This is a genomic window from Kribbella sp. NPDC048837 (assembly GCF_055586945.1).
The window spans coordinates 991,456-1,016,442 of record NZ_JBVJHF010000001.1 but is presented as its reverse complement, the minus strand read 5'-3'; the positions used below and the strand labels follow the sequence as shown (position 1 = coordinate 1,016,442).

The 24,987-nt window shown below is 69.6% G+C and carries 22 protein-coding genes; 14 read left to right on the top strand and 8 right to left on the bottom strand.

The genetic code is table 11. The features are described from left to right. The first annotated feature begins 10 nt into the window (after positions 1-10). A complete protein-coding gene (locus ACZ6O0_RS04720; RefSeq protein ID WP_465763450.1) occupies positions 11-973 on the top strand; it encodes a quinone oxidoreductase family protein in 963 nt (320 codons plus the stop codon). On the opposite strand, the gene ACZ6O0_RS04715 is transcribed toward ACZ6O0_RS04720, so the two are convergent. Then, positions 970-1,905 (bottom strand): nucleoside hydrolase, encoded by a 936-nt coding sequence (locus tag ACZ6O0_RS04715; RefSeq protein ID WP_465763449.1) that lies wholly within the window; start codon positions 1,903-1,905, stop codon positions 970-972. The two genes, ACZ6O0_RS04720 and ACZ6O0_RS04715, sit on opposite strands and share 4 nt — an antisense overlap. 19 nt (positions 1,906-1,924) lie before the next feature. Next, entirely contained in the window at positions 1,925-2,509 is a 585-nt protein-coding gene (locus ACZ6O0_RS04710; RefSeq protein WP_465763448.1) for a redoxin domain-containing protein, read from the bottom strand. A 65-nt stretch (positions 2,510-2,574) separates the two neighbouring features. Between ACZ6O0_RS04710 and ftsH the strand changes: the two genes are divergently transcribed. The 4 genes from ftsH (at position 2,575) to ACZ6O0_RS04690 (ending at position 10,960) form a co-directional block, all read left to right on the top strand. Next, positions 2,575-4,575 carry an ATP-dependent zinc metalloprotease FtsH gene (gene ftsH, locus ACZ6O0_RS04705; RefSeq protein WP_465763447.1) on the top strand — a complete coding sequence of 667 codons (2,001 nt, stop codon included), beginning with the start codon at positions 2,575-2,577 and terminating at the stop codon, positions 4,573-4,575. A gap of 161 nt (positions 4,576-4,736) precedes the next feature. Further along, the gene (locus tag ACZ6O0_RS04700) at positions 4,737-5,408 is read left to right on the top strand and encodes a hypothetical protein (protein ID WP_465763446.1); all 672 of its coding nucleotides are present in this window, start codon (positions 4,737-4,739) and stop codon (positions 5,406-5,408) included. Then, complete coding sequence (locus tag ACZ6O0_RS04695; protein ID WP_465763445.1) at positions 5,405-6,121, top strand: cobalt transporter; 717 nt, start codon at positions 5,405-5,407, stop codon at positions 6,119-6,121. Before ACZ6O0_RS04700 ends, ACZ6O0_RS04695 begins: the two co-directional genes overlap by 4 nt. A gap of 39 nt (positions 6,122-6,160) precedes the next feature. Beyond that, positions 6,161-10,960 (top strand): Ig-like domain repeat protein, encoded by a 4,800-nt coding sequence (locus tag ACZ6O0_RS04690; RefSeq protein ID WP_465763444.1) that lies wholly within the window; start codon positions 6,161-6,163, stop codon positions 10,958-10,960. Here the strand turns inward: ACZ6O0_RS04690 and ACZ6O0_RS04685 are convergent. The 3 genes from ACZ6O0_RS04685 to ACZ6O0_RS04675 form a co-directional block, all read right to left on the bottom strand. Next, a complete protein-coding gene (locus ACZ6O0_RS04685; protein WP_465763443.1) occupies positions 10,953-12,401 on the bottom strand; it encodes a DUF4832 domain-containing protein in 1,449 nt (482 codons plus the stop codon). The genes ACZ6O0_RS04690 and ACZ6O0_RS04685 overlap by 8 nt on opposite strands. 20 nt (positions 12,402-12,421) lie before the next feature. Further along, the gene (locus ACZ6O0_RS04680) at positions 12,422-14,173 is read right to left on the bottom strand and encodes a DUF4832 domain-containing protein (protein ID WP_465763442.1); all 1,752 of its coding nucleotides are present in this window, start codon (positions 14,171-14,173) and stop codon (positions 12,422-12,424) included. 66 nt (positions 14,174-14,239) lie between these two features. Next, the gene (locus ACZ6O0_RS04675; RefSeq protein ID WP_465763441.1) at positions 14,240-15,388 is read right to left on the bottom strand and encodes an ROK family transcriptional regulator; all 1,149 of its coding nucleotides are present in this window, start codon (positions 15,386-15,388) and stop codon (positions 14,240-14,242) included. A gap of 177 nt (positions 15,389-15,565) precedes the next feature. On the opposite strand from ACZ6O0_RS04675, the gene ACZ6O0_RS04670 reads away from it, so the two are divergent. After that, on the top strand, positions 15,566-16,546 hold the full coding sequence (locus ACZ6O0_RS04670) for a Gfo/Idh/MocA family protein (protein ID WP_465763440.1): 981 nt from the start codon (positions 15,566-15,568) through the stop codon (positions 16,544-16,546). Positions 16,547-16,557: 11 nt separating this feature from the next. Continuing rightward, a complete protein-coding gene (locus tag ACZ6O0_RS04665; RefSeq protein ID WP_465763439.1) occupies positions 16,558-17,550 on the top strand; it encodes a Gfo/Idh/MocA family protein in 993 nt (330 codons plus the stop codon). On the opposite strand, the gene ACZ6O0_RS04660 is transcribed toward ACZ6O0_RS04665, so the two are convergent. Continuing rightward, entirely contained in the window at positions 17,547-18,455 is a 909-nt protein-coding gene (locus tag ACZ6O0_RS04660; RefSeq protein WP_465763438.1) for an SDR family oxidoreductase, read from the bottom strand. The genes ACZ6O0_RS04665 and ACZ6O0_RS04660 overlap by 4 nt on opposite strands. A gap of 88 nt (positions 18,456-18,543) precedes the next feature. Between ACZ6O0_RS04660 and ACZ6O0_RS04655 the strand changes: the two genes are divergently transcribed. Then, positions 18,544-19,107: a TetR/AcrR family transcriptional regulator gene (locus ACZ6O0_RS04655; protein WP_465763437.1), complete on the top strand. Its 564-nt coding sequence runs from the start codon at positions 18,544-18,546 to the stop codon at positions 19,105-19,107. On the opposite strand, the gene ACZ6O0_RS04650 is transcribed toward ACZ6O0_RS04655, so the two are convergent. Beyond that, a complete protein-coding gene (locus ACZ6O0_RS04650; RefSeq protein WP_465763436.1) occupies positions 19,097-20,326 on the bottom strand; it encodes a low temperature requirement protein A in 1,230 nt (409 codons plus the stop codon). The genes ACZ6O0_RS04655 and ACZ6O0_RS04650 overlap by 11 nt on opposite strands. 148 nt (positions 20,327-20,474) lie before the next feature. Here ACZ6O0_RS04650 and ACZ6O0_RS04645 point away from each other — a divergent pair, with 148 nt between their 5' ends. From ACZ6O0_RS04645 to ACZ6O0_RS04630, 4 genes are read left to right on the top strand one after another with little or no spacing between them, the layout of a single operon-like run. Next, entirely contained in the window at positions 20,475-21,230 is a 756-nt protein-coding gene (locus tag ACZ6O0_RS04645; protein ID WP_465763435.1) for an SDR family oxidoreductase, read from the top strand. A 5-nt stretch (positions 21,231-21,235) separates the two neighbouring features. Further along, entirely contained in the window at positions 21,236-21,466 is a 231-nt protein-coding gene (locus tag ACZ6O0_RS04640; protein ID WP_465763434.1) for a hypothetical protein, read from the top strand. 16 nt (positions 21,467-21,482) lie between these two features. Then, entirely contained in the window at positions 21,483-22,358 is an 876-nt protein-coding gene (locus tag ACZ6O0_RS04635; RefSeq protein WP_465764060.1) for an RNA polymerase sigma-70 factor, read from the top strand. A gap of 16 nt (positions 22,359-22,374) precedes the next feature. After that, positions 22,375-22,746 carry a sigma-70 family RNA polymerase sigma factor family protein gene (locus tag ACZ6O0_RS04630; protein ID WP_465763433.1) on the top strand — a complete coding sequence of 124 codons (372 nt, stop codon included), beginning with the start codon at positions 22,375-22,377 and terminating at the stop codon, positions 22,744-22,746. A 2-nt stretch (positions 22,747-22,748) separates the two neighbouring features. Here ACZ6O0_RS04630 and ACZ6O0_RS04625 read toward each other — a convergent pair whose 3' ends face one another. Then, positions 22,749-23,099, bottom strand: coding sequence for an ArsR/SmtB family transcription factor (locus ACZ6O0_RS04625; protein ID WP_465763432.1), 351 nt, complete (start codon positions 23,097-23,099; stop codon positions 22,749-22,751). Between the two features lie 137 nt (positions 23,100-23,236). Here ACZ6O0_RS04625 and ACZ6O0_RS04620 point away from each other — a divergent pair, with 137 nt between their 5' ends. Further along, positions 23,237-24,292 carry an LLM class flavin-dependent oxidoreductase gene (locus ACZ6O0_RS04620; RefSeq protein WP_465763431.1) on the top strand — a complete coding sequence of 352 codons (1,056 nt, stop codon included), beginning with the start codon at positions 23,237-23,239 and terminating at the stop codon, positions 24,290-24,292. Continuing rightward, positions 24,289-24,966: an NADPH-dependent F420 reductase gene (locus ACZ6O0_RS04615; RefSeq protein ID WP_465763430.1), complete on the top strand. Its 678-nt coding sequence runs from the start codon at positions 24,289-24,291 to the stop codon at positions 24,964-24,966. Before ACZ6O0_RS04620 ends, ACZ6O0_RS04615 begins: the two co-directional genes overlap by 4 nt. Positions 24,967-24,987 lie beyond the last annotated feature (21 nt).

Here is a 24,987-nt window from a genome sequence, read left to right as displayed (position 1 = left end):
GGAGATCACGGTGCGCGCTGCCGTCTTGCACACCCACGGCGAACCACCGTCCCACGGTGAACACCCGGACCCGGTCGCCTCGGCGGGGAACTCCGTCGTCCGCGTGACCGCGGCACCCGTCGTACCGCTGGACCTGCTGTGCGCGTCCGGTACGTCGTACTTCGGTCAGCCGGCGCTCCCCTATGTGCCAGGCGTTCAAGGGGTCGGCGTGGTCGAGCAGTCCGAGGTGATGGCACCCGGGACGAAGGTGTTCTTCGCGACCTCGGCTGGAATGGCCGCGGGGGACGGTAGCTTCGCCGAGCGGTGCGCCGTACCCGATGCCGATCTGGTGGCGCTGGATACGGCGGTCCCGGACCCGGGGGTCGCCGCGCTCGGGTTGTCCGGGGTGGCGGCGTGGATGTCGCTGACCTGGCGGGCCCAGCTCCGCGAGGGCGAGCAGGTGCTCGTGCTCGGCGGCGGTGGCGCGGTCGGCCAGGTCGCCATCGGCGCGGCCCGGGTCCTCGGCGCCGCGCGCGTCGTTGCCGTGTGCCGATCGGACGCGGCCCGCGAGCGTGCGCTGGCCGCGGGTGCCGACGAGGTGGTTGCCTTCAGCACCGATGTGGACGAGCTGACCGGGCGCCTCGGCGCGGCGACCGTCGACGTGGTGATCGATCCGGTCTTCGGAGTGGCCGCGACGGCGGCCGCTCGGGTACTGGCCGCCGGCGGGCGCCTGGTCAACCTCGGCGGTTCCGGCGGTGACGCGGCGACCTTCTCGTCGTCCGTACTGCGCAGCCGAACGGCGAGTGTCCTCGGCTACACGAACAACACCATCACCCCGGACCAGCGCCGCGACGCGCTGACCGCCGTACTGCAGCACGCGGCCACCGGCGCGATCTCGGTCGCCCACGAGACCGTCACGCTGGCCGAGATCGGCACCGCCTGGCAGCGTCAATCCACCGGCGACACCAGCGGCCGTCTGGTTGTCACCATCTAGCCGAGGGTGGCGACGGCCTCTGCGATCTTGGTCCAGAAGGCTTCACGATCCAGCTCGATAGCCACCCGCGCGTTGGCAGGGCGGCCGGTGTAGTGAAACAGGTCGACCACGGTGGCTCCCGCGGTCCATTCGCCCTGGGTCTCGATCACGACGTTCGCCTCGACACAGCCGACGATGGCCGGATCGATGACCCGGGCAACGGCGACCGGATCGTGCAGCGGCGGCGCCTCGAAGCCCCACAGCTTCCGGTACGTCGAGGCGAAGAACGTCATCCACTCGACGCAGATCCCGGCCAGCGGTGTCCCGAGCTGGTTGAACCGACCGAGGACGTCGTCTGTCACGAGCGCCTGATGGGTGACGTTGAGCCCGCACATGGTGAACGGGACCCCCGATCGCAGAACCTGGTCCGCCGCCTCGGGATCGACGTACGCGTTGGCCTCCGCGAGCGGTGCGATGTTGCCGCGGTCCGTGGAGCCGCCCATCCAGACGATCTCGGCGATCCTCGTGGTCAGCGACGGCTCGGCGGACAACAGCCGGGCGATGTTCGTGAGCGCTCCGGTCGCCACGATCGTGACCGGCGCCGGGTGATTCCGCAGTACGTCGACCAGCACGTCGTGGGCGGGTGACGGCGACTCGGGCACCGACGGCTCGGTGTCGAACAACGGTCCGTCGAGCCCGGTCTGCCCGTGGACGTCGTCCGCGATGCGCAACCGTCGTGCCAACGGCCGGTCGGCACCCCGCGCGACCGGGACATCGCTCACGCCCGCCAGGGACAGCACCCGTCGTGCGTTCACCGTGCACTTGTCGACGGTCTGGTTGCCGGCGACCGTCGTCACCGCGAGCAGGTCGACCGCGGGATCGGCGATCGCCAGCAGCAGCGCCATCGCGTCGTCATGCCCCGGATCACAGTCGAGCACCAGTGGAGTGACCATGCGCCAGCGTACGACGCGGTCAGCCCTCGGCTGCGGCCTTCTTGTCCCAGCCGTGGAAGTGGGAGTGGTCGCCGGCTTCCCAGGCCTCGCGCAGGCCGGGTTTGCTCAGATCCCAGTCTGGCCGGATCTCGCTGCCCACGGCGCGAAGGTCCTGCCAGAGTTCGCTGATCGACGGCCGGCCCCAGAACCAGTAGCCGTTGTAGATGCTGTGCACGACGAGGCCGGGCTTCAGGACGAGCGTGTGCGGGATCATCGGGTCGTTCTCCGGGTCGGTGTACTCCTGGATGTCCAGATCCCGCTGGACGATCCGCCCGGGATCGGACAGGAACGGCCACTGCGCGCCCACCGACGCCCGGAACTCCTGCAGCGTGTGGTGCTCGTCTGTCGCGATCGTCACGATCTGCGTGTACGAGACCGCGATCTTCGGATAGAAGGCCGCGAGCTCCTGGTGCTGCTGGTGCTCCTTCGGGCAGTAGTGCCCGCGGGCGAGCGTGAGGATCATCGGATCGTCACCCTGCAACTCGCTGAGCCGGCGCGGTACGTCGGTGTGGTCGGGGAGCTCGTAGTCCGGGAACGTGCCGCCCGGCGCGATGTCGGAACGCATGGTCAAGTCCTATGTTGGTTCCAGCCGCGTGTCCAGGCGCGGGAGGCCAGCCAGCGGAGCCGGGTATGAGTGAGCAGGATCAGCCGCCGCAGGACCAGCCGACGTCCGACCGGGGCGGCGGCTCCGATCGCGGCGAGCGGCCCGACGGGTCCCAGCGGTCGTCGCACAAACCGTGGCGGACCGAGGGTCTGCCCGCCGGTCACGGCGACGGGGACAAACCGCGGCGGCCGCGATGGCTGCGGTGGGCGGCCTGGATCGCCGGCGGCTACCTGCTGCTGTTCCTGCTGACCACGATGCAGGACCAGATGTCCGGCAGCGAGCAGACCATCGCCTACACCGACTTCACCGCCCAGGTGCAGAAGCAGAACGTCGCCGAGGTGTTCTCCCGCGGTGACACCATCGAGGGGCGGCTGAAGGCGGCCGCACCGGTCCCGGGCAAGAGTGACTCGACGTACACGAAGTTCACCACCGAGCGACCGACGTTCGCCAACGACGATCTGTTCGGGGCGCTGCAGAAGAGCGGGGCGACGGTCCGCGCGACGCCGGTGACCCAGCAGCGCGGCGTGCTCTGGAACCTGCTGATCTCGTTCGCGCCGATCCTGCTGCTGGTCGGTTTCTACTTCTGGTTGTTCCGGCGCCAGCGCGCGGCCGGCGGCGGGCTCGGCAGTCTGCTCGGCGGCGGTCAGCAGAAGAAGCCGGTCGAGCCCGGCAGCGTCCGGGTGACGTTCGCCGACGTCGCCGGGATCGACGAGGTCGAAGCCGAGATCGAAGAGGTCGTCGACTACCTGAAGGATCCCGGCAAGTACCGCCGGCTCGGTGCGCGCGCCCCGAAGGGCGTACTGCTGGCCGGTGCGCCCGGCACGGGCAAGACACTGCTGGCCCGCGCGACCGCCGGGGAGGCCGGCGTACCGTTCTTCTCGGCCAGCGCCTCGGAGTTCATCGAGATGATCGTCGGGGTCGGGGCGAGCCGGGTCCGGGAGTTGTTCGGCGAGGCCCGCAAGGTCGCGCCGGCGATCATCTTCATCGACGAGATCGACACCATCGGGCGTGCTCGCGGCGGGGCCCGGTCGATCGGCGGCCACGACGAGGGCGAGCAGACGCTCAACCAGATCCTGACCGAGATGGACGGCTTCTCCGGCCATGAGGGTGTCGTCACCCTCGCCGCGACGAACCGGGCCGACGTCCTCGACCCGGCGCTGCTCCGGCCCGGCCGGTTCGACCGGACGATCACCGTGCACGCACCGGACCAGAAGGGCCGCGAGGCGATCCTCCGGGTGCACGCGCGCGGGAAGCCGCTCGCCGCGGACACCGATCTGGGCGCGATGTCGCGATCCACACCCGGCATGACCGGCGCGGACCTGGCCAACCTGCTGAACGAGGCCGCTCTGTCCGCGGCCCGGCAGGGGCGGTTCGAGATCGTCCAGCGGGACCTGACCGACGCGCTGGAGAAGATCCAGCTCGGGACGGCGCGCAACGTGGTGATGCCGGAGGAGGAGCGACGGCGTACGGCGTACCACGAAGGCGGGCACGCGCTGCTCGGGATGATCCAGGTCGGCGCGGACCCGGTGCGCAAGGTGTCGATCATCCCGCGGGGACGTGCGCTCGGTGTCACGCTGTCGACGCCGGAGATGGATCGGTACGGGTACGACACGGAGTATCTGCGGGGGCGGATCATCGGCGCGCTCGGTGGGATGGCGGCCGAGAAGGAGGTGCTCGGGGTGGTCACCACCGGCGCCGAGAGCGACCTCGAGAGCGCGACGCGGATCGCTCGCTCGATGGTCGGCCGGTGGGGGATGTCGGAGGCGATCGGCCCGGTGTCGGTCCTGCCGTCCGAGGGGGACGCGCGGATGGCCGGCGTCTCGGACGAGCTGCTCAACACCGTCGACGAGGAGGTCCGCCGCCTGATCGAGGAGTGCTATGCCGAGGCCCGGCGCCTGCTCCGCGAGAACCGCGACCGCCTCGACTCCATCGCCGAACAGCTCCTCGCCCACGAAACCCTCGACGAAGCCGACGCCTACGCCGCCGCCGGCATTCCCCACGACACACCCGCGGCTCCGTCGGCGTAAGTTGCTGATTTTCTGATTGGCTGAGGTGGCAGGCAATCGTTCACTTGGCGGTTGCCTGGGCGCCCCCGGAGTGGGGGTGTGCGTTCCCTGGGCGTTGACAGAGTCCGGCCCGATCGCGCGTGTCGCGCGGTGGGGATCGGGGACTGTGAGCATCCGGAGCGTTGACCTTGCCTGTGTACCGACGACGGCTGTGCGCGTGCCTGGCCGGTCTGATGGTGCTGTTCGCCGGGATTCAGCCGGCGTCGGCGCATCCGTTCGGGGATCCGCAGACGGTGACGATCGCGGGCGCGGGTGACGTCGTTCATGTGCGCTGGAAGGTCGGCGGTCTCGACGATCTGACCTTGCTCGGGGTCGCGCTCGGCGTGTTGCCACGCGACCGGGTGATGATGGACGGCGCGGTGATCTTCGAGCCGGCGGATGCGGTGGCGATCGGGCCGTCGGCCGAGTTCACCGGCTACTTGCTGCGGCAGATCACGGTCGCCAGTCGCGGAGACCAGTGCACGGGTTCGGTGCAACCGCCGGGTGATGTGACGAAGAGCGGTGTGGCGATCGACTACACCTGTCCCGGGCCGATTGGCGCGGTCACCGTCAAGGTGCGGACGCTGACTGATCTGAACCCGGCGTACAAGACGTTGGCGACGGGACCGAACGGTACGCGCGCGGTGTACGGCGACGGCAACGACAGCCACGAGTGGACGCTGGGGACGGCGACCGCGTCGGGTGTTGGCCGAAGCGCAGCCGTGCAGCTTGGTGCGGTGGTCGGTGGCGTGTTGCTGCTGACCGCCGCCGCCGTGGTTGGTGTTCGGCGCATCAGGCGGCGGAGTCCCGCATGAGCCTGGCCGACCAGCTCGAGGGCTTCCTTCACTCGCCCGGTGTGCCGCCGATCGCCTTTGTGCTGGCGTTCGCTGCGGGGGCCGGGCATGCGGTGATGCCTGGGCACGGCAAGAGTCTCGCGGCCGCGTACCTCGTGGGGGAGCGGGGACGGGTCCAGGATGCCGCCTGGCTGGGTGGATCGGTCGCCGTGATGCACACGCTGAGTGTGCTGATCATCGGGGTGGCCTGGACGTTCCTCTCGCTCTCTGACTTCCTTCACCTGGAGCAGCTCACCACCGCCTTGCAGTTGATCGGGGGCTTGCTCGTGGTGATGACCGGACTCTGGTTGTTCAGGCGCCATCGCCAGAAGGGCCACGGGCACGGGCACGGGCACGGGCATGCGGAGACCTCGCGGCCGGGGTTGTTGCTGCTCGGGATCTCCGGTGGTCTGACCCCGTCGCCGTCCGCGTTCCTCGTGCTGGTGGCCGGGTTGTTCCTCGGCCGGGCCGGCTTCGCGCTGCTGCTCGTGATCACGTTCGGCCTCGGCATGGCCGTGGTCCTGTTCGCCGTCGGTCTGCTCGCGGTCGCGGGCAGCACGGTCGTCGTCCGCGGCGGCCGGTCGCACCACCTGTTGCACGTCGCCACGCACGTGGCGCCTCTGCTCGCCGCCGCCGGCATCACGCTGGCCGGCGTCGTCATGACCGCGCTCGCCGCGATCCAGCTCACCGCCTGACATCGCACCGCCTGACATCTCACCGCCCTAAGGAGAAACATGACCCACCGACTGCGCACAGGCTGGCGACGGCTGCGCACCGCCTCGGTCCTGGTGGCGGTTGCGCTCGTCGCCGGTTCCGGCGCCGCGATCATCTCGACGACCTCCGGCGCGGAGGCGGCCGCGGCGGCCGAGTCGACCGGCGCGCCGGCGCTCAACCTGCACGACGGTCAGACGCTGGAGGGTACGACGACCGTCACCGCCGAGCCGACCGCGGAGAACGACTCGGTCGTCGCGCTGAAGGTCGACGGACAGCAGGTCGACGCGGACCGGACCGCAGGTACGGCGCACTTCGCGTTCGACATGGGCGGCAACGGCACCGAGGCGCGGTACAAGAACTTCCTCACCGTCAACGGCCGGACCGACAAGGTGTACTTCCCGGACATCGCGGGCGGGCTCAACGGCCGCCTCGACCTGCCCGGCGAGTGGCTGCACACCGGCGTCAACACCGTCACCGTGCACGCCGGCGCGGCCTGGGTCGACACCACCAACACCGCCGCCGTCGGCTACGAAGTACTCCCTTACGGCGAAGGCGGCCGCTGCCCGAACTACGACGACTTCCCGTTGAGCAGCATCAGCCTGAGCCTGCTCGGCATCGCGATCGACGGCGAGCAGAACGACTTCAGCTACAGCTTCGGCGACGGCACCTGCGGTAGTGCGAAGCACCTCCTCACCCAGGACCTGACCTTCGTCGTGTCCGGTGAGCCCGGCAGTACGGCGGGACTCCGCAAGGACCTGGACACGACGCAGCTCGCCAACGGCGAGCACACCATCGCGGCAACGACCGCGTCCGGGGCGACCACGATCGCCACCATCCAGGTCAACAACGCCCCGGCCGGCGCCGCCAAGCTGACCCCGGCCGACGGGACCGTGGTGAAGGGCGAGCAGCCGGTCATCGCCGCCGTACCGGTCGGCAGCCAAGGCACGGTCGAGTCCCTCGCGATCGACGGCAAGCCCGCGGAGAACGCCGAGACCCTGGCCGCGGGGACGGCGACCTTCGGCATCACCGTCGAGGCGGGCAACTCCGCGGAGGCGAAGTACCACAACTACTTGCTTGTCAACGGCAACCGTGTCGACCTCGGTGGCGACTACGGCGTCAGCGGCGCGGAAGCGGCTTCGATCAAGCTCCCGCAACGCTTCCTGAAGTCCGGCGACAACGTAGTCCAGGTGAGGACCGGCGACTACAACGGCACGCTGAACGGCGCGACCTGCGCGAACCACGACGACTTCAGGATCAGTACGGCGAGCCTCGCGCTCAGCGCCACCAGGTCGATCACGCGCGGCACGACCTACCTCCTGACCACGACCGGTTCGACCACCACGAAGACCGCGACGAGCGATGCGATCCTGGCGCTCGGCGACGGCACGTGTGGCCCGAACAAGGAGGCCGAGTTCCATTTCACGATCGCGGATGCGCCGACCACCAGGACGGTGGACACCTTGGGGGGTCGGAACGACGCGCACCTGAAGGTGTTCGTCGGCGGCAACGGGTCGGACAACGGCTACGACAACAAGGTGCTGATCAACGGCATCCCGCTGGATCTCGGTGTGTGGGAGAAGGAGACCGCGGACCTGACCTTCCCGAACGAGTGGCTGGTCCCCGGTGTGAACGTGCTCGAGTTCGTGGCCGGCACCGACCACGGCAGCGCCAAGCCGGGCGGCTGCGACAACTACGACGACTTCACCCTGCGCGACTTCGAGCTCGCCCCGAACGGTGCGAACGCCACGCAGCTGACGAAGGAAGTTGCTGAGAGCAACGTCACCATCGGCTCGGCGACCTACCCGGTCGGCACGCCGGTGACGGTCTACCTGGGCGACGGCACCTGTGGCAGCAGCTTCAACGCCGCTCTGCGCAAGACGATCCTGTTCGACGTCACCGGTACGGCGCTCGGCCGGCGGGCGGACGTCGATACCACCGCGATCGCGGACGGCGCGCACACCATCGAGGCGATCGTCGGTGACAAGACCGCGACCCGCCGGTTCACCGTCGACAACACCGCTCCGGTGGTCGAGAGCAGCGTCCCGGCCGAGGGCCAGCGACTCACCTCGACCGTGGCGCTGATGGTCAACGTCAAGGACGCATCGGCCATCGCAGGCACGCCGGTGATCACGCTCGACGGCAAGGTGGTCAAGCAGGGCGACCAGATCGGCCACGGTCTTCCGGCCGGTGCCCACACGATCGCAGTGACCGCGGCCGACACCCTGGGGAACACGGCCACGCGCGAGATCCATTTCAGCAGTGCGAGCATCCCCGACGTCCCGACCGACCTCGGTGCGACAGTCACCGGTGTCAACGAGCAGTCGGCCGCGCTGTCCGCGAAGATCCCGGGGGAGGACGGCGTACCGCTGACAGCGACGTTCACGAAGGCCGACGTGGTCATCCCGTCCGCGGGCTACCAGGGTGAGGCGGCCGCGGTGCCGACCACGCTCGACGTCGCGCACGACCAGAACGTCAAGGTCGACTCGTTGCGCCCGCTCGACGGCCAGACGATCGACACGGCCTCTGGCCGGGACGTGGTCTTCCAGCGCTACGACCTCGACCTCGGCGCCAAGGGCAGTACGCCGACTCTGCGCTGGGAGGGCACGGTCGACCCGAAGCGCGTCGTGGCGCTGCGGGTCTGGGATCCGGCTGCGAAGAAGTGGGACGCGCTCACCAGCGGCCGTGGCCAGGCCGGGCAGAGCACCGTGCTCACCACGCAGGTCGCCTATCAGTACCGCGACGGCAATGTCGTCCACGTGCTGGTGACCGGCGAGGACCCGTTCGCCGACGACCTGTCGCCGCGGGACGCGTCGGCGCAGAACGACAAGGATCACTTCGAGGACCCCGCGACGTACGACTTCTCGATCGCGCACTTCACCGACACCCAGTACCTGACCGAGGGTGCGGCCGGTGGCACGTACGACGACTGGGACGGTGTCAAAGAGCCGAGCGACGTGATGACCGCCGAGGAGCAGGCGATCTGGGCCGCGGCGTACCGCAACGAGGTGCAGTGGATCGCGGACAACAGCGCGGGCCGCAAGATCGCGTACGCCGCACACACCGGCGACATCATCGAGAACGACTACTACGACCCGCTGGCCAAGAACCCGGACGGCACGCTGCAGCGGCCCGGCCTGAACGCGGAGGTCGACAAGGAACTGGCACTCGCGTCCAGCTACCAGGCGATCCTGGACAAGAAGGGCGTGATCAACCAGGTCATCGCCGGTAACCACGACAACCAGCTCGGCGCGGAGACCGGACCGGACTCCCGGTTCAGCAAGATGTTCAGCGCCGACCGGTACCGCGAGGTGTCGCAGGCGTGGCCGGCCGGCGCCGATTACCACGCGTGGGACGAGAAGGTGAACCCGGACGGCTCGATCACCCCGGGCCGGGACAACCAGAACAACTACGTGCTGTTCTCGGCCGGCGGTCTGGACTTCGTCGCGATCGGCCTGTCGTACGGCGTGACGCCGGAGGAGGCGAACTGGGCCGACTCGATCTTCAAGCGGTACAAGGACCGCAACGGGATCCTGCTCTCGCATGACTACCTGCGCCCGTCGACGAACCCGGACGGCCGGGACACCGGCTTCTCCACGCCGGACGGCTCGCCGCTGTACAAGCAGGTCGTCGAGAACAACCCGAACGTCTTCCTGGTCCTGGCCGGTCACGAGCACGGCGTGGGCACCAACCTGAAGACCAACGTCGGTGTCACCGTCGCGCACGACGTGGTCGAGCTGCTCGCGGACTACCAGTTCTACACGGTGGCCGCCGGTGAGCTCTGGCCCGGACTGGTCGATGCCGCCGGCAACATCGACGTCAACGGCGACGGCACGCCGGATCACAAGGCGACCGACCGCCTGCAGTTCGGCGCGAGCTTCCTGCGGCTGCTGCAGTTCGACGTGAAGCGTGCCGAGATGCACATCGACACGTACTCGCCGTTCCTGAACAACTTCGGGGCGACCGAGTACGACATCCGCCAGGACGGCAGCCAGACCAAGCCGCGGTACAACGGTGCGGAGGACAACCTGACCCTGCCGGTCGACCTGACCACCCGCAAGACGTCGTTCTCGACCGACTCGCTGGCGGCGTACGTGCCGACCGGTGTGATCGGGACCGACAGCGTGGTCGCCAACGGCACCGCGAGTACGACGTGGTCCGGTCTGTCGCCGGCGACGTCGTACGCCTGGATCGTGTCGGCCAAGAGTGCTGACGACGGGGTCGCGGTGACGCAGCCGGCCGTGTTCCGGACGCGCAAGGGGCAGCCGACGGTGACGGTTGCCGCGGCGCCGGTGCAGTGGGGTACGGCGGCCAAGGTCACGGTGAACGTGACTGCGGAAGGCCTACCGGTGACGGGCACCGTCGAACTCCGCGAAGGCACCAAGGTCCGCGGTACTGCGCCCGTGTCCGCGGGCAAGGCGACGTTCTCGCTGCCCGTCGGTCTTGCCGTGGGCAACCATGCGCTGACGGCGTCGTACTCGGGAAGCGACACGTTCGAACCGGCCCAGGGCGCGGTCACGCTGACCGTCAACCTGCCGCCGGCCTGGAACGCGAAGACGCTCTACCGGGCCGGAGCCCAGGTCTCGTACCAGGGCAAGCCGTACGAGGCCGCGTGGGCGAGTGTCCTGCTCCCGCCAGGCGACGCGTACGGCGCCTGGCAGGAGCTGGCGATGACGGAGGACGGTACGGCGATCTGGACGGCATCCCGGATCTTCGACACCGGTGACGTGGTGCTCTACAAGGACAAGCGGTACCGGGCCAAGTGGTGGACCCGGAACCAGCCGCCGGGATCGCCGTACGGTCCATGGACTCCTGTCAGCTGACCGTCACCGTCTGACCCAGGTCGTTGTAGCCGGTGGCCGGCTGCCAGGTTCCGTCGTTGGCGAGACGTACGGCGTACACCGAGTTGTACGTCTCGCTGGAACCTGGCAGTCGGGCCTGGGACTGGAGTTTCGGATCGGCGATGTTGAGCAGCAGCTTGTACTTGCCCGGCACCGGCGGTGCGGGGACCTTCAGGTTGAGGGTGGTGGTTGTCCCGGCGCCCCAGCGGCGGGGGTTGGCGGAGACGTTCACCTTGTAGGTGTGCTTGTCGCTCTGGAAGATCAGCTGCACCTGGCGCGGGTTGTACGGAGCCGCCCAGCCGTCGTTGCGGATCCGCAGGTCGACCCGGACGTCGTCACGCGGCCGCGCCCTGGTCGTGACCGTGCTCTGGGTGAGGGCGAACCGGTAGCCGAGCTTCTGCTTGACGGTCGTGAGGTTGTCGCCCCAGGTGTCCAGGACGTCCCGGTTGTATTCGATGTTCAGGAACGAGAAGTGCAGTCTCGCCATCTCGGCCGACGCCGACTCCCAGTCCGACCGCGGTGAGTTCACCGCGCAGGTCTCGCCGCCCTCGGGCACATAATTGGTGTCCTGGGCAACGAAATCCTTGTCCAGCTCGATCGGGTCGCTGAGATAGGTGCCGAAGTCGTCCGGGCTGGCCAGGAAACAGTCGTTGTGATGACCGACCCGCGCCACCGGCGTCCCGTTGTACGCCTGCGCCGCGGTGAGCGCTCCCGCGGTGCCGGTCGGCACCCCGAGCATGCGCTGCTTCATGTACGGCGTCCGTACCTGGATCATCCGGTCCTTCGGCAGCGCGGTGAGCAAGCCCATGACGACGGCCTTGCGGTCGGCCCAGTTCTGGTCCGTGACCACGCTCGGGTCCTGCGGGTCGGAGAAGTAGTCGGTGTAGTAGCCCTCACCCCACAGCCCGACGAACCCGGCCTGGACGACCGCGATCACGTCCGAGTTCGCACGCAGCATCGGGGTGAGCTGCTTGATCTGCTTGAGGACGCGGGACACCGGCGCGTCGCCGTACGGCGTGGGCGGCGGCCAGCCCGGGCCCGGCAGCGCGTAGGCGAAGCGGACGATCATCTTGACGCCCGCCGCGCGGGCGGTGTTGAAGTCCGCCTGCATCAGGTCGAGGTACGCCTTGTCGATCACATCTTGCTGGGAGAACTTCTCCAGGTAGAACAGCCGGAGGATCTGGGTGATGTCCTCCTGGGTCCGGAAGTTCCGCAGGGTGGTCAGGTTGAGCGGCACATAGCCCGTGCCGTCGGCCCGGTAGTGCGTCTCGGTGTGGTGGTAGAAACCGAGTTCCTGGTTGGCGATCACGTCGTCGGTGGTCGCGTAGGTCCGGGTGCTGGCCGGACTCGGGTGGGCCATCGCCACCTGGGTCGTCGGTAACAGCAGACCGATCGCGGCAAGACCTGCAGCAAGCCGTCTCATGGTTGTCGTCTCCTAGGGGACTAGCTGACGGTGAGGGTGTGCAGGAGCGAGTTCATTCCGCTCGTGGCGTCCCAGGTGCCCTGGTTCGCGAGACGGATCGAGTACTCGGGGCGGGTGGACAGGAGTGGGTCCGGCAGGTTGAGCAAGAGGGAGTAGGAGCCTGCCGGAAGATTCGCGGGCAGCGTGAGCGTCTGCGACACCGTGGTCGAGGCACCCGCTGTCCAGCGGCGGGGGTCGGAGCTCATCGCGAGCTTGTAGTTCGTGCCGGTCGACGTGTTGCGCAGGACCAGCTCGGGGGTGCGGGGGTTGAACGGCGTCGCGTAGCCGTCGTTGTGGACGGTCAGCGACACCGGCAGGCTGCCACCGGGTGAGGCGGTCGCCGGATAGGTGCCGGTCTCCAGGCGGAAGCGGTAGCCGAGCTTCCTGGTGACGTCGGCCAGGCAGCCGCCCGTGTTCCAAGAGCTCAGCACGGTCGGCTCGTAGTCGGTGTTCAGGAAGGACCAGTGGAACTGGGCGAGTTCGCCGGTCGCCGTCGGGCAGCTCGACCGCGGTGGATTCGACCCACACGTCTCGCCGCCCATCGCGACGTACGCCGTCTCCGCTTGGAGGTACGGGTACTCCACCGCGGTGTTCTCGTAGGTGCCGTAGTCGTCCGGGCCGGCCAGGAAGCAGTCGTTGTGGTGACCGAGCCGGGACAGCGCCGAGCCGTTGTAGGCGTCGGCCGACTGCACCGGAGTGGTCGAGTACATCGTCCGCTTGAACTTCGGTGTCCGCAGCTGCACCATCCGGCTCGACGGCACGACACTCAACAGCTTGTCCGTCACGGCCTTGCGGTTGGTCCAGTCGGTGCTCGTGATGGTGCCGGCGTTGCCGAAGTTCTGCGTGTAGTACCACTCGCCCCAGGCTCCGATCAGCCCGGCCTGCACGACCGCGATCACGTCCCTACCGGAACTCAGGTACGGCGCCAGCTGGTCGAGGTGGGCGAGGACACGGGTCTTGGTCGCGTCGTCCCCGGCGGTCGACGTCGTGTAGGCGAACCGCAGGACCATCTTGAGACCGGCCGCGCGGACGGTGTCGATCTGCTGCTGCAACTGGTCGAGGGCCGCCTGCGCGATCGGGCCGTTCTTGTACTCGGCCAGGTAGAACACGCACATCACCAGCGAGATGCCCTGGCTGGTCCGGTAGTTCTGCAGCGTGGTCTGCGAGAAGTCGGCTTTGTCGCAGTCGCCGGTGTGGTGGTAGAAACCGCGCTCGGGGTTGGCGAAGTTGTCGGTCGAGGCCGAGTAGGTCACCGTGCTCCCGGACCCGCCGCCCCCGCTGTAGACGTGGGTGTACTTGCTCGAGGTCTCCAGCGGTGACTCGACCTGGAAGATGAGATCGGAGTCGTTCGGGGAAGCGCTCTCGCCGAGATCCGCACGGTTCACGGTCCAGCGCGCGACTCCGCCCGTACTCGAGAAGGTGACCGAGCGGACGAGGGACCAGCTCCAGCCGCTGCCCGTGTGCTGGTACAGGCTCCCGTTCTCGAGCAGGTAGTCGGCGCCCGTACCGCCCTGGGCGAAGCCGGTGGCGGCGTTCCGGTCGGTGTCGACATACACGCGGAGGTAGGCCGGGGAGCCGGTGAAGGAGAACTGGTAGCTGACAGTCGTCGCGGTGTTGGTCGCCGATCCGGCGCTGATCGTGGCGCTCGCGGGGGAGACCACCAGGAGTGCCGTGACCAGTGCGCCGGCGACCACGCCGGTGAGTAATCGAAGGGACCGCGGAACGGGACGCATGGTGTTCCTCTCGCTGGGCGGGGCGATGGGAATAATCATGGAGTCCAGGAAAACTATGTCAAGGCTTCAGACCCGCAGGAACAGCGTCGGGGAGGCCGGATCAGGCCCGTTGTACAGTGTGGAGTCGACCGCTTCGAGGGCCAGGCGGACGGCGCCGACGGCGACGCCCAGGTCCGCGAAGGCCGAGACGCGGATCTCGGGAGTACGCAGGCACCACCGGTCCAGCTCGCGCCGGAGCGGCTCGACCAGGACGTCGGCCGACCGCGAGAAGCCGCCACCGATGACGACCAGCTCCGGGTCGAGGGTGAGCACGAGCGCGGACGCGCCGACCGCGATGTCCCGGACGTAGCCGCGGACCGCGCGCATCGCCTCCCGGTCACCGTCCCGCGCGGCCAGGAACACGCGCTCGACCTCCTCGCCCGAGCCCAGCCAGCCGCGCAGGTGCTCCGGCGCGCGGAGCCAGCCGGCCGCGGGCAGCGCGCCGATCTCGCCCGACCAGTTGGCGAAGCCGCGGTGCAGCTTCCCGTCGATGATCAGGCCGGCCCCGGTGCGCAGCCCGGCGAGCAGGAACACCACGTCCTTGGCGTACCGGGCGACACCGTGCCACGTCTCGGCCAGGGCGGCGAGCTTGCAGTCGTTCTCCACCCGAACCGGTCCAGGGACGAGTCGGCGCAGGTGGGCGGCGAGGTCGACTCCGGTCCACTCCGGCAGCGAGTCCGAGAGCATGACCTTGCCGGTGCCGTCGACGAGACCGGTGGTCGCGACCCCGGTCGACCAGATCTGGCCGGCCTTGACCCCGGCGCCGGCCAGAGCCGTGGCCACGCATTCGTCGAGCCCGGCCAGTCGCTCGCGCCGACCGGCTTCGGGGGAGACCGCTCTCCGGGCCTGGCTCAGCACCTCGCCCTCGAGATCGGTGACCAGGGCGAGGATCTTGTGCCCGCCGACGTCGACGCCGAGCAGCCGGCCCGCCTCGGCGTGGAAGCGGTAGCGACGGGCCGGCCGGCCGACGGTGCCCTCGGCCGGCGACATCTCGGTCACCCAGCCGCGCCCGAGCAGGTCCCGGGCGACGTCCTCGGTCGAGGCCCGGGACAGGCCGGTCCGCTTCGACAGCTCCGTCAGGGTCAGTGGCCGGCCGCCGCGCAGTGCCCGCAGCACGCTGGCCGCGTTGAGCTGCCGCAACCGGGACAGGTCACCGCCGGTCGGCTCGTCGGTCATCGCGGGTCCCCGGGAAGTCGTGGTGCAGGAAGTCGTGATCGGTTACTTAATCATGGACCCCGGGATAACTCTCAGCGCGCCGATCTCCCGGCGCGCCGAACCCTCTGTACGGGCGGTGACAACGTTGTACTGTGGTGCGGCGGTTGGCCGAAACGTTTCCGATTGAGGAGGACTAAGGTGTCGAAACCGCTCAAGATCGCGGTCCTGGGATTCTGGCACGTGCACGCGGGGGACTACTCCAGGCAGGCCCAGCAGCATCCGGGCACCGACCTGGTCGCCGTCTGGGACGACGACGCCGAGCGCGGTCAGGCCGGCGCGGACCAGTTCGGGGTGGAGTTCACCGGCGATCTCGACGCGCTGCTGGCGCGCGAGGACATCGACGGCGTCGTGATCACGACGGCCACCAACGAGCACCGCGACCTGATGGTGAAGGCGGCCGAGGCCGGTAAGCACATCTTCACCGAGAAGGTGCTCGCGCCGACGGTCGCCGAGGCCGAGGAGATCGTCGCCGCGACCGATGCGGCCGGGGTGAAGCTGACGGTCTCGCTGCCGAGGCTCTACCACGGCTACACGCAGGCGATCCGCGAGGTGATCGGCAGCGGTCGCCTCGGGCAGTTGACGTACGGCCGGGTCCGGCTCTCCCACAACGGCGCCATCCCGCAGGACGGGGCCGAGGGCTGGCTGCCGCAACGGTTCTTCGAGCCCAAGACGGCGATCGGTGGCGCCCTGACCGACCTGGGCTGCCATCCGGTCTACCTGACCCAGCTCTTCCTCGGCTCCACTCCGGAGACGGTCAGTGCGACCTACCGCTCGGTGGCCGATCGCGGTCTGGAAGACAACGCTGTCGTGGTCGTCGGGTACGGCGATCAGAAGATCGGCGTGATCGAGGCCGGCTTCGCCAGCAACAACCCGTTCACCATCGAGCTCTTCGGGACCGAGGGCACGCTGACCTACACCGACGCCGGCAACGTCCTGACGGTGAACGGCGAGCAGTCGCCGGTGCCCGAGCACGGCCCGGAAGCGTTCGCGCAGTGGGTCGGCCACATCAACGAGGGCACCCGTGCCGACGACAACATCGCCCGCGCGGTCGAGCTGACCCGGCTGGTGGTGGCCGCGAACGAGGCCGCCGACAGCGGGCGCGCCATCGCCTACAGCTGAGGAGACTCGTCATGATCAAGGTAGGGCTCATCGGCGGCGGCGGGATCGCGTCCGCTCACATCAAGGGCTACCGCGAGCACGCCGACAGGATCGCCGTCACGGCGGTCGCCGACGCCGTCGAGGAGACGGCCAAGGCCCGGGGCGAGGAGCTGGGCGCCACGGCGTACACGGACTATCGCGAGATGCTCGCGAACGAGGACCTCGACGCGGTCGACATCTGTCTGCCGCATCACTTGCACCGCGACGCGATCGTCGCGGCCGCGGAGGCCGGCCGGCACGTCCTGTGTGAGAAGCCGCTGTGTCTCACCGCGGACGAGGCCGCGGATGTCCGGTCGGCGGTGACCGAGCACGGCGTCACGCTGATGTGCGCGCACAACCAGCTGTTCATGCCGGCCGTGGCCAAGGCCAAGGAGCTGATCGAGGCCGGCACCATCGGGACCGTCTACGAGGTCCGCACCACCGACAGCTTCTACAACAACTTCGACCCGAGCACGATGGGCTGGCGGGCGAGCAGCAAGACCAGTGGTGGTGGCGAGCTCATCGACACCGGGTACCACCCCACTTATCTGATGCTGCACCTCGCCGGCGGCCTGCCGGTCGAGGCCACCGCGATGCTCTCCACGCACCGGCTGAAGTTCATGGAGGGCGAGGACTCCGCGCAGGTCCTGATCCGGTTCGACAACGGCGTCGTCGGCCAGATGGTGACCAGCTGGGCCTATCAGCCGGCCGACTCCACCGAACGCTTCTCCGCCGTCGGCGAGCTCGGCTCACTGCACAGCGACGGCACCTCGCTGTCCTACCGGCTCCGGTCGGGCGAGACCGAGACCTTCGAGTTCGAGCCCGTCGACACCTTCGTCGCCGAGATCGGCCACTTCGCCGAGTCCCTGCGCACCAAGTCCCGTCCACTGCACACCGAGGAAGAGGGCATCGCCGTGCTCGGCATCCTCCTGGCCGCCTACGAGGGATCCCGCTCGAAGACGATCGCTCCTGTTCTCAAGGTCTAGACCGTCCGGAAATAGAAGTCCTCGGCCAGCTCGTCCAGCAGGCCCGGGTACGTCGGATGCCAGTCGAGCAACTCGCTGGTCCGGGCGGCGGACGTCGGGTTGTCGATCCCGGCGAACGCCGCCAGGAAGCCGAGGTACTCCGGTGCCTGCTCGGGCGTGACCGACCGGGCCGGCACGTCGAGGCCACGGCCGATGGCCTCGGCGATCCGGCGTACCTCGATGCCCTCGTCGGCGACCGCGTGCAGGCGGGTGCCGGCGGGGGCGGACTCGAGGGCGAGCCGGTAGAGCCGCGCGGCGTCGAGGGTGTGGACCGACGGCCAGCGGTTCGTGCCGTCGGCGACGTACGCCGAGAATCCGTTGCGGCGGGCGAAGGCGATCAGGGATGGCGCGAAGCCGTTGTGGTCGAGTGTGCTGTGGGTGATCGGTGGCAGCCGGACGACCGATGACCGGATGCCCTTCCCGGCCAGGTCGACGACGAAGTTCTCCGCGTCGATGCGGTAGCCGCCGGGCAGGGTGTCGGCCTCGGTGCCGATCCGGCCCAGGTCCGCGCGGGCGAGCAGCCCGGTGCCCGACGTACCGACGAATGGCTTGTCCGTGCCGGCCAGAGCGTCCGCGATCGCTCGCACGGCGGCCAGGTCGGTCTCGGCCGCGCCGGTCAGGTCGCCGGCTTGCATCGCGTCGTGCCGGAACGCGAGGTGGACGACTCCGTCGGCGGCCTCGGCCGCGGCGCGCAGGTTGTCGAGATCGTCGAGGTCGCCGCGGACGACGTCGGCACCCCACTCGGCGAGACGCGCGGCGGACGCGTCCGAGCGAGCCAGGCCGGTGACCGAGTGTCCGTGCTGGATGAGCTCGGGGACGAGCGCGGAGCCGATGTGTCCCGAGGCTCCGGTGATGAACACGCGCATGAAGCTGTTCCTTTCAGTGATGTCATTGACTGACATCACCATGCTACACACGCTGATGTCAGTCAATGACATCAGCTAGGATCGGCGCATGGCACGGTGGGAACCCGACGCAGCGGGACGGCTGCGCGAGGCGGCGATGGCGCTGTACGCCGAGCGCGGCTACGACCGCACGACCGTCGCCGAGATCGCGGACCGGGCCGGCGTGACCGCGCGGACGTTCTTCCGCCACTTCGCCGACAAGCGCGAGGTGCTGTTCGCCGGCTCCGAGGAGCTCGAGCGCGTCATGGTCGACGCGCTGAAGGCAGCGCCGGCGTCGGCGACCCCGATGGAGGCCGTGGCGGCCGCCGTCCTCGCGTCGGCCGAGTTCTTCGACGATCTCCGCCGTGACTACTCCCGCCGGCGCCAGGCCGTCATCACCGCGACCCCCGAGCTCCGCGAGCGCGAGCTGATCAAGCTGGCCTCGCTCACCACCGCGTTCACCGAGGCGTTGCGCAGCCGGGGTGTCAGCCCGGACGTCGCGGCGCTTGCGGCGGAGACCGGTGTTGCGGTCTTCCGGGTGGCGTTCGAGCGCTGGATCACCGAGCCGGACGGCGTCGCCCTCGCGGACGTCATCCGGTCCACGCTGACCACGCTGTCCGGCCTTACAGCCTGAGGCTCTCCGCTGCGTTGAGCCAGGACGCGATGCTCGCCAGCGCGACACAGGTTGCGGTCAGGAGGACGATCGTGACGGCCGAGCCGACCAGGGGTGTGCCGAGGGGGAGTAGGAGGAGCGTCACGATGGCGGCGATCACCGCGCCGAGCTGGAGGCCGGTCGTGTCGGAGATCCAGGAGTGCACGGTCCACAGCAGCCCGATGAAGACGGCGAGCGGGATGGCGACGGCGTAGCTGACCTCGGTCGGCGAGATGTGCAACTCGTGCCCGGTCTGCTCGACGGCGACCTCCAGGCCGGACCCGAGCGCTCCGAGCGCGGCGAAGATGCCGTAGTGGCCGTAGCCCCAGCGGTACGAGCTCTCGCGCCGGTTGGCCAGCCCCGGACCCGCGGGGTGGAGGAAGTACAGCCACCAGAGCGCGAACACCATCACCAGACCGCACGCGGCGACCGTGATCAGTTCGGCGCTGACCGCGGTCGCCCCGAGAGCACGCCGTACGGCGATGGTCGCGGCCAGGATCGTCTCGCCGAGCAGGATGATCGTGAACAGCCCGTAGCGTTCGGCGATGTGGTGCGGGTGCCAGTTGGTGGTCGTGGTCCGCTCGGCCCAGCGGGGGACCGCCAGCTCGAGGACCACGAGAATCAGGAAGCCCGCCACCTGCGCGGTCTCGTTGAGCACGTCGATCTCGGCCAGGTACACGCGCAGGATCCAGCCGACCTGCAGCACGCTGATGCCGATGGCGTACCTGCGTGCGGTACGACGCCGCTCGGGGTCCTCGATACTCGCGCGGAGCCACTGGGCGACGAGTGCGAGCCGCATGATGATGTAGCCCACGAGCACCGTGCGATAGTCCGCGTGGTCGGCCGCCGACGGGACGCCCGCGGCGAGGACGAGGACGCCGGCCATCTGGACCATGGTGAGCAGCCGGTAGGGCACGTCGTCGGTGTCGTACGACGAGGCGAACCAGGTGAAGTTCATCCACGCCCACCAGATCGCGAAGAACACCTGCAGGTAGAGCAGCAGGCCCTCCCCGGCGTGACCCTCGGCGATGGCGTGCGCGAACTGCTCGGTGGCCGCGGCGACCGCCACCACGAAGGTCAGGTCGAACAGCAGCTCCAGCTGGCTGGAGACCCGGTGCGGCTCGTCGATCGGCCGCGCGGTCATCCGTACCCGGATCCGGATCGAGGGTGCCGGGCCGGCGGCCGGCGCGGGGTCGGGCACGGGCGAGTCCTTTCGCAGGGTCCTGGTCACCTCCTATGACAGCGCAGGCCGGCCGGTTGTGACCAGGGCTGTCACAAGACCGGACGGTGCCCTGTCTTACCTGGTAACGGGCGGCAAGGGATGCCGTCGGCAACGAAGGGGTTCTGCGATGAAGATCGTCGTGATCGGCGGCACCGGCCTGATCGGAACGAAACTGGTGGCCAAGCTCACCGAGCACGGGCACGAGGCGGTGCCGGCCGCGCCGAGCACCGGCGTGAACACCCTCACCGGCGAGGGGCTGGCGACCGTCCTGCAGGGCGCGGACGTCGTGATCGACGTGGCGAACTCGCCGTCGTTCGAGGAGAAGGCGGTGATGGAGTTCTTCAGGACCTCGACCGGCAACGTGCTGAAGGCCGAAGCCGAGGCCGGCGTCCGGCACCACGTCGGGATCTCGATCGTCGGCACCGAGCGGCTGCCGGACAACGCGTACTTCCGGGCCAAGATCGCCCAGGAGGAGCTGATCAAGGCCTCCGGCATCCCGTACTCGCTGGTGCACGCGACCCAGTTCATGGAGTTCGTCGGGGCGATCGCGGACGAGGCGACCCAGGGTGACGAGGTGCACATCGCGCCGGTCGCGTGGGCGCCGATCGCCGCCCAGGACGTGGCCGCCATCCTCGGCCGGACCGCGGTCGGCGAGCCGCTGAACACCCGGATCGACATCGCCGGGCCGGACGAGTACCGGATGGACGAGTTCTTCCGCAAGGCGCTTGCCGAGCGCAACGATCAGCGCGAGGTCGTGACCGACACCCACGCCCGGTACTTCGGCTCGGAGCTGGTCGAGCGCAGCCTGGTCCCGATCGGCGAGGCGACCCACGGCGAACTGCACTACGACGAGTGGTTCGCGACCCAGTACGACGGGCGGTGAAGGGCATGAACGACGATCCGGTCCTGCGCGAGCTCGAGGTGGAGGTCGAGGCGGACATCGCGCTGAACGCGGCGGGTACGCCGCCCGACGACGACATCGAGTCGCCGAGCGAGTGGCTGCTCGACCCGGTCGAGGCCCAGCAGGAGGCCGTCGACCTGCAGAGCCTGCGCGGCGCGATCGAGGCACTGGAGGGCGACCCGCGGCAGGATCCGGGAGCGACCGTATCCTCGGCCTGACGGAGGGCGGGTGGTGATGGCGGCGGACGACCTCGACGAGGCGGTCGCGATCTTCAACGAGGTGCGTCCGCGCCTGATGGGGATCGCGTACCGGATGCTGGGCAGCCACAGCGAGGCCGAGGACCTGGTCCAGGAGGTCTGGCTGCGCTGGCAGGCCGCCGATCGCAGTACGGTCGTCAGCCCGGTGGCCTACCTGTCGACGGCGGTGACCCGGCTCGCGATCAACGCGAGCCAGTCCGCCCGGGCCCGCCGCGAGACCTACATCGGCCCGTGGCTGCCCGAGCCGGTGGACACCAGCGCCGATCCGCTCCTGGGCGCGGAGCGCGGGGAGGCGCTGAGCTTCGCCGTACTGCTCGTGCTCGAGCGCCTGTCGCCGACCGAGCGGGCGGCGTACATCCTGCGTGAGGCGTTCGACTATCCGTACGACGAGCTCGCCGCGATCCTGCAGTCCACCGAGCCGGCGGTGCGGCAGCTCGTCAGCCGGGCCCGTAAGCGCATCCGGGCCGAACGCCGGACCGAGATCAGCGGCAGCCAGCAGCGCACCTTGCTCACCGCCTTCGTCGCCGCGGCCCGGTCGGGCGATCTCGCCGCCCTCGAGTCGCTGCTGGCCAAGGACGCCATCAGCTACTCCGACGGTGGCGGCGCGGCCCGGGCCTCGCGCTTCCCGGTCGTCGGCAGGCTGCGGGTGGCGAAGTACCACCGGGCCTTCCACACCCGCTTCTGGGTCGGCGTGGACGTCGAGTGGAGTACAGCGAACGACCGGGCGGTCGCCTTGCTCCGGCGCGACGGCGAGGTGTTCGCCGTCTGCACGGTGACCGCGTCGGCCGACGGGATCGACGAGGTGCTGTGGATGATGAACCCCGCGAAGCTCAGCGCCGCCGTGCCCGCCTGACCCTGCTGGAGGAAACGTGAGCTTGCGACTGAAGCGCGGGGACGAGTCGATCGTCCACGACTTCGCGACGGCCTGCAGCGCGGGCAGCGTCGGCGCGCTTCGCAGCATGCTCGCGCCGCAGGCGGTCGTGGTCAGCGACGGTGGCGGGAAGGTCGCGGCCGCCCTGCAACCGGTCCGCGGGGCCGATGCCGTCGCGCAGTGCGTGACCGAGTTGCTGAGCCTTCAGCCCGGTACGGCGTTGACCGTCCAGGCGGTGAACGGACAGGCCGGTGTCGTCCTGCGCCGGGCCGGCGCGGTCGTGGCCGTGGTGAGCCTGACCGTCACAGGCGCGAAGGTCGCGGCGGTGTGGATCGTGCTCAACCCGGACAAGCTCCGGCACTGGCTCTGACCTCAGCGGTCGAGGTGGGTGCGGAGGGCGTCGAGGTTGGTGTCCCAGTCGCGGGCCATCGCGGCGAGGAACTGCTGCGCGACCTGCATCGGGGCCGAGCGCAGGCGGTAGCGAACCCGGCGGCGCTCGCCGTGTTCCGCGGTCACCAGACCGGCCTCGGACAGCAGGTTCAGGTGCTTGGCGATCGCCTGGCGGGTGATCGGCAGCCGCTCGGCCAGGTCGGTGGCCGTGGCCGGGCCGTGCGCGGCGAGGGTCGCGAGAATCGTCCGCCGGCTCGGGTCGGCGAGGGCGACGAAGACGTGTTCCGCGACCGCCTCGGCGTCGGGCCCGAGGACGCGATCGGGAAAGCCCACGGAATCCTCCCGGTGGTCGGGGTGACGAACATCGCAACCATGTGGTTGCTTCAACTATAGCCGCCCGGACGGCCGGGAATGAACCCCGGCGCGCTGTGTGTTGACATGTCAACCTAGTATGTGAGGTGGCAACGCAGATGGGAGTCAACGACATGGCCGACCTCGAGTTCGGACTCGACACCTTCGGGGACATTCCGGTGGGTGACGACGACGCGCCGGTCACCGACGCCGCGGCGATCCGGCAGGTGGTCGAGGAGGCCGTCCTGGCCGACGACCTCGGCGTCGACGCGATCGCGCTCGGCGAGCACCACCGCCCGGAGTACTCGATCTCCACGCCGGAGACGGTGCTGGCCGGGATCGCGACCCGCACGTCGCGGATCAAGCTCGGGTCCGGTGTGACCGTGCTGAGCTCGGACGACCCGGTCCGGGTGTTCCAGCGCTTCGCCACCGTGGACGCGCTGTCGAACGGGCGGGCCGAGGTCATCCTCGGACGCGGCTCGTTCACCGAGTCCTTCCCGTTGTTCGGCTACGACCTGGCCGACTACGACGTCCTCTTCGAGGAGAAGCTCCAGCTGTTCAGTCAGCTGCTCGACGAGAAGCCGGTGACCTGGAGCGGCACGACCCGGGCCGCCCTGGACAACGCCGACGTCTATCCGAAGACCGAGTCCGGCCGGCTGAAGACGTGGGTCGGGGTCGGCGGCTCGCCGCAGTCCGTCGTGCGTACGGCGTACTACGGGCTGCCGTTGATGCTCGCGATCATCGGTGGCGCGCCGGACCGGTTCGCGCCGTACCTGGATCTGTACCGCAAGGCGGCCGAGCAGTTCGGCACGACCGCGCTGCCGGTCGGGATGCACTCGCCCGGCTTCGTCGCCGACACCGACGAGGAGGCTCGCGAGGTGTTCTACCCGCGGTACAAGGTGATGCGGGACCGGATCGGGGCACTCCGCGGCTGGCCGCCGATCAAGCGGCACGAGTTCGACTCCGAGGTGGAGCACGGCTCGATGTACGTCGGGTCGCCGGAGACCGTCGCCCGCCGGATCGCCGGGGCCGTCCAGAAGCTCGGCGTCGGCCGCTTCGACCTGATCTACTCCGCCGGACCGTTGCCGGTCAGTGCGCGGATGCGGGCGGTCGAGCTGTACGGCACGAAGGTGATCCCGATGGTCCGCGACATCCTCGCCTCGGAGGAGAAGTGACGATCGCCATCCTCGGTGCCGGGAAGGTCGGCACCGTACTCGCGCGGCTCGCGCTGGCGGCCGGGTACCGGGTGCTGATCGCCGGATCCGGAGACGTCTCGAAGATCGCGCTGATCGTGGAGGTCGTGACGCCCGGCGCGATCGCGACCACCGCGGCCGAGGCGGTGGCCGGGGCCGACGTGGTGATCCTGGCGCTGCCGCTCGGGAAGTACCGCACCATCCCGGCCGGGGCGTTGCGCGGCAAGCTCGTGATCGACGCGATGAACTACTGGTGGGAGGTCGACGGCATCCGCGACGACCTGACCGACCCGCGCACGTCCTCGAGCGAGATCGTGCAGGAGTTCCTGCCGGAGTCGCGGGTCGTCAAGGCCTTCAACCACATGGGCTACCACGACCTCGAGGACGGCGCCCGCCCGGCCGGGTCCGCCGACCGCAAGGCGATCGCGATCGCGGGTGAGCCCGCGGACGCGGCCGAGGTGGCGAAGATCGTCGACGCGCTCGGCTTCGACCAGGTCGTCGCCGGCCCGCTGGCCGAGGGTGTGCGGCTCGAGCCGCACACCGAGATGTTCGGTGCGAACGTCGCCGCCGACGAGGTCCGCACGCTGCTCGCCCGCTTCCACGACACGCCCCGTGGCCGTGTCGTGGCGGAGGCCCGCGCCGCCTCGGCCGCTTAACACGCGGCCGAGGCGGGCGCT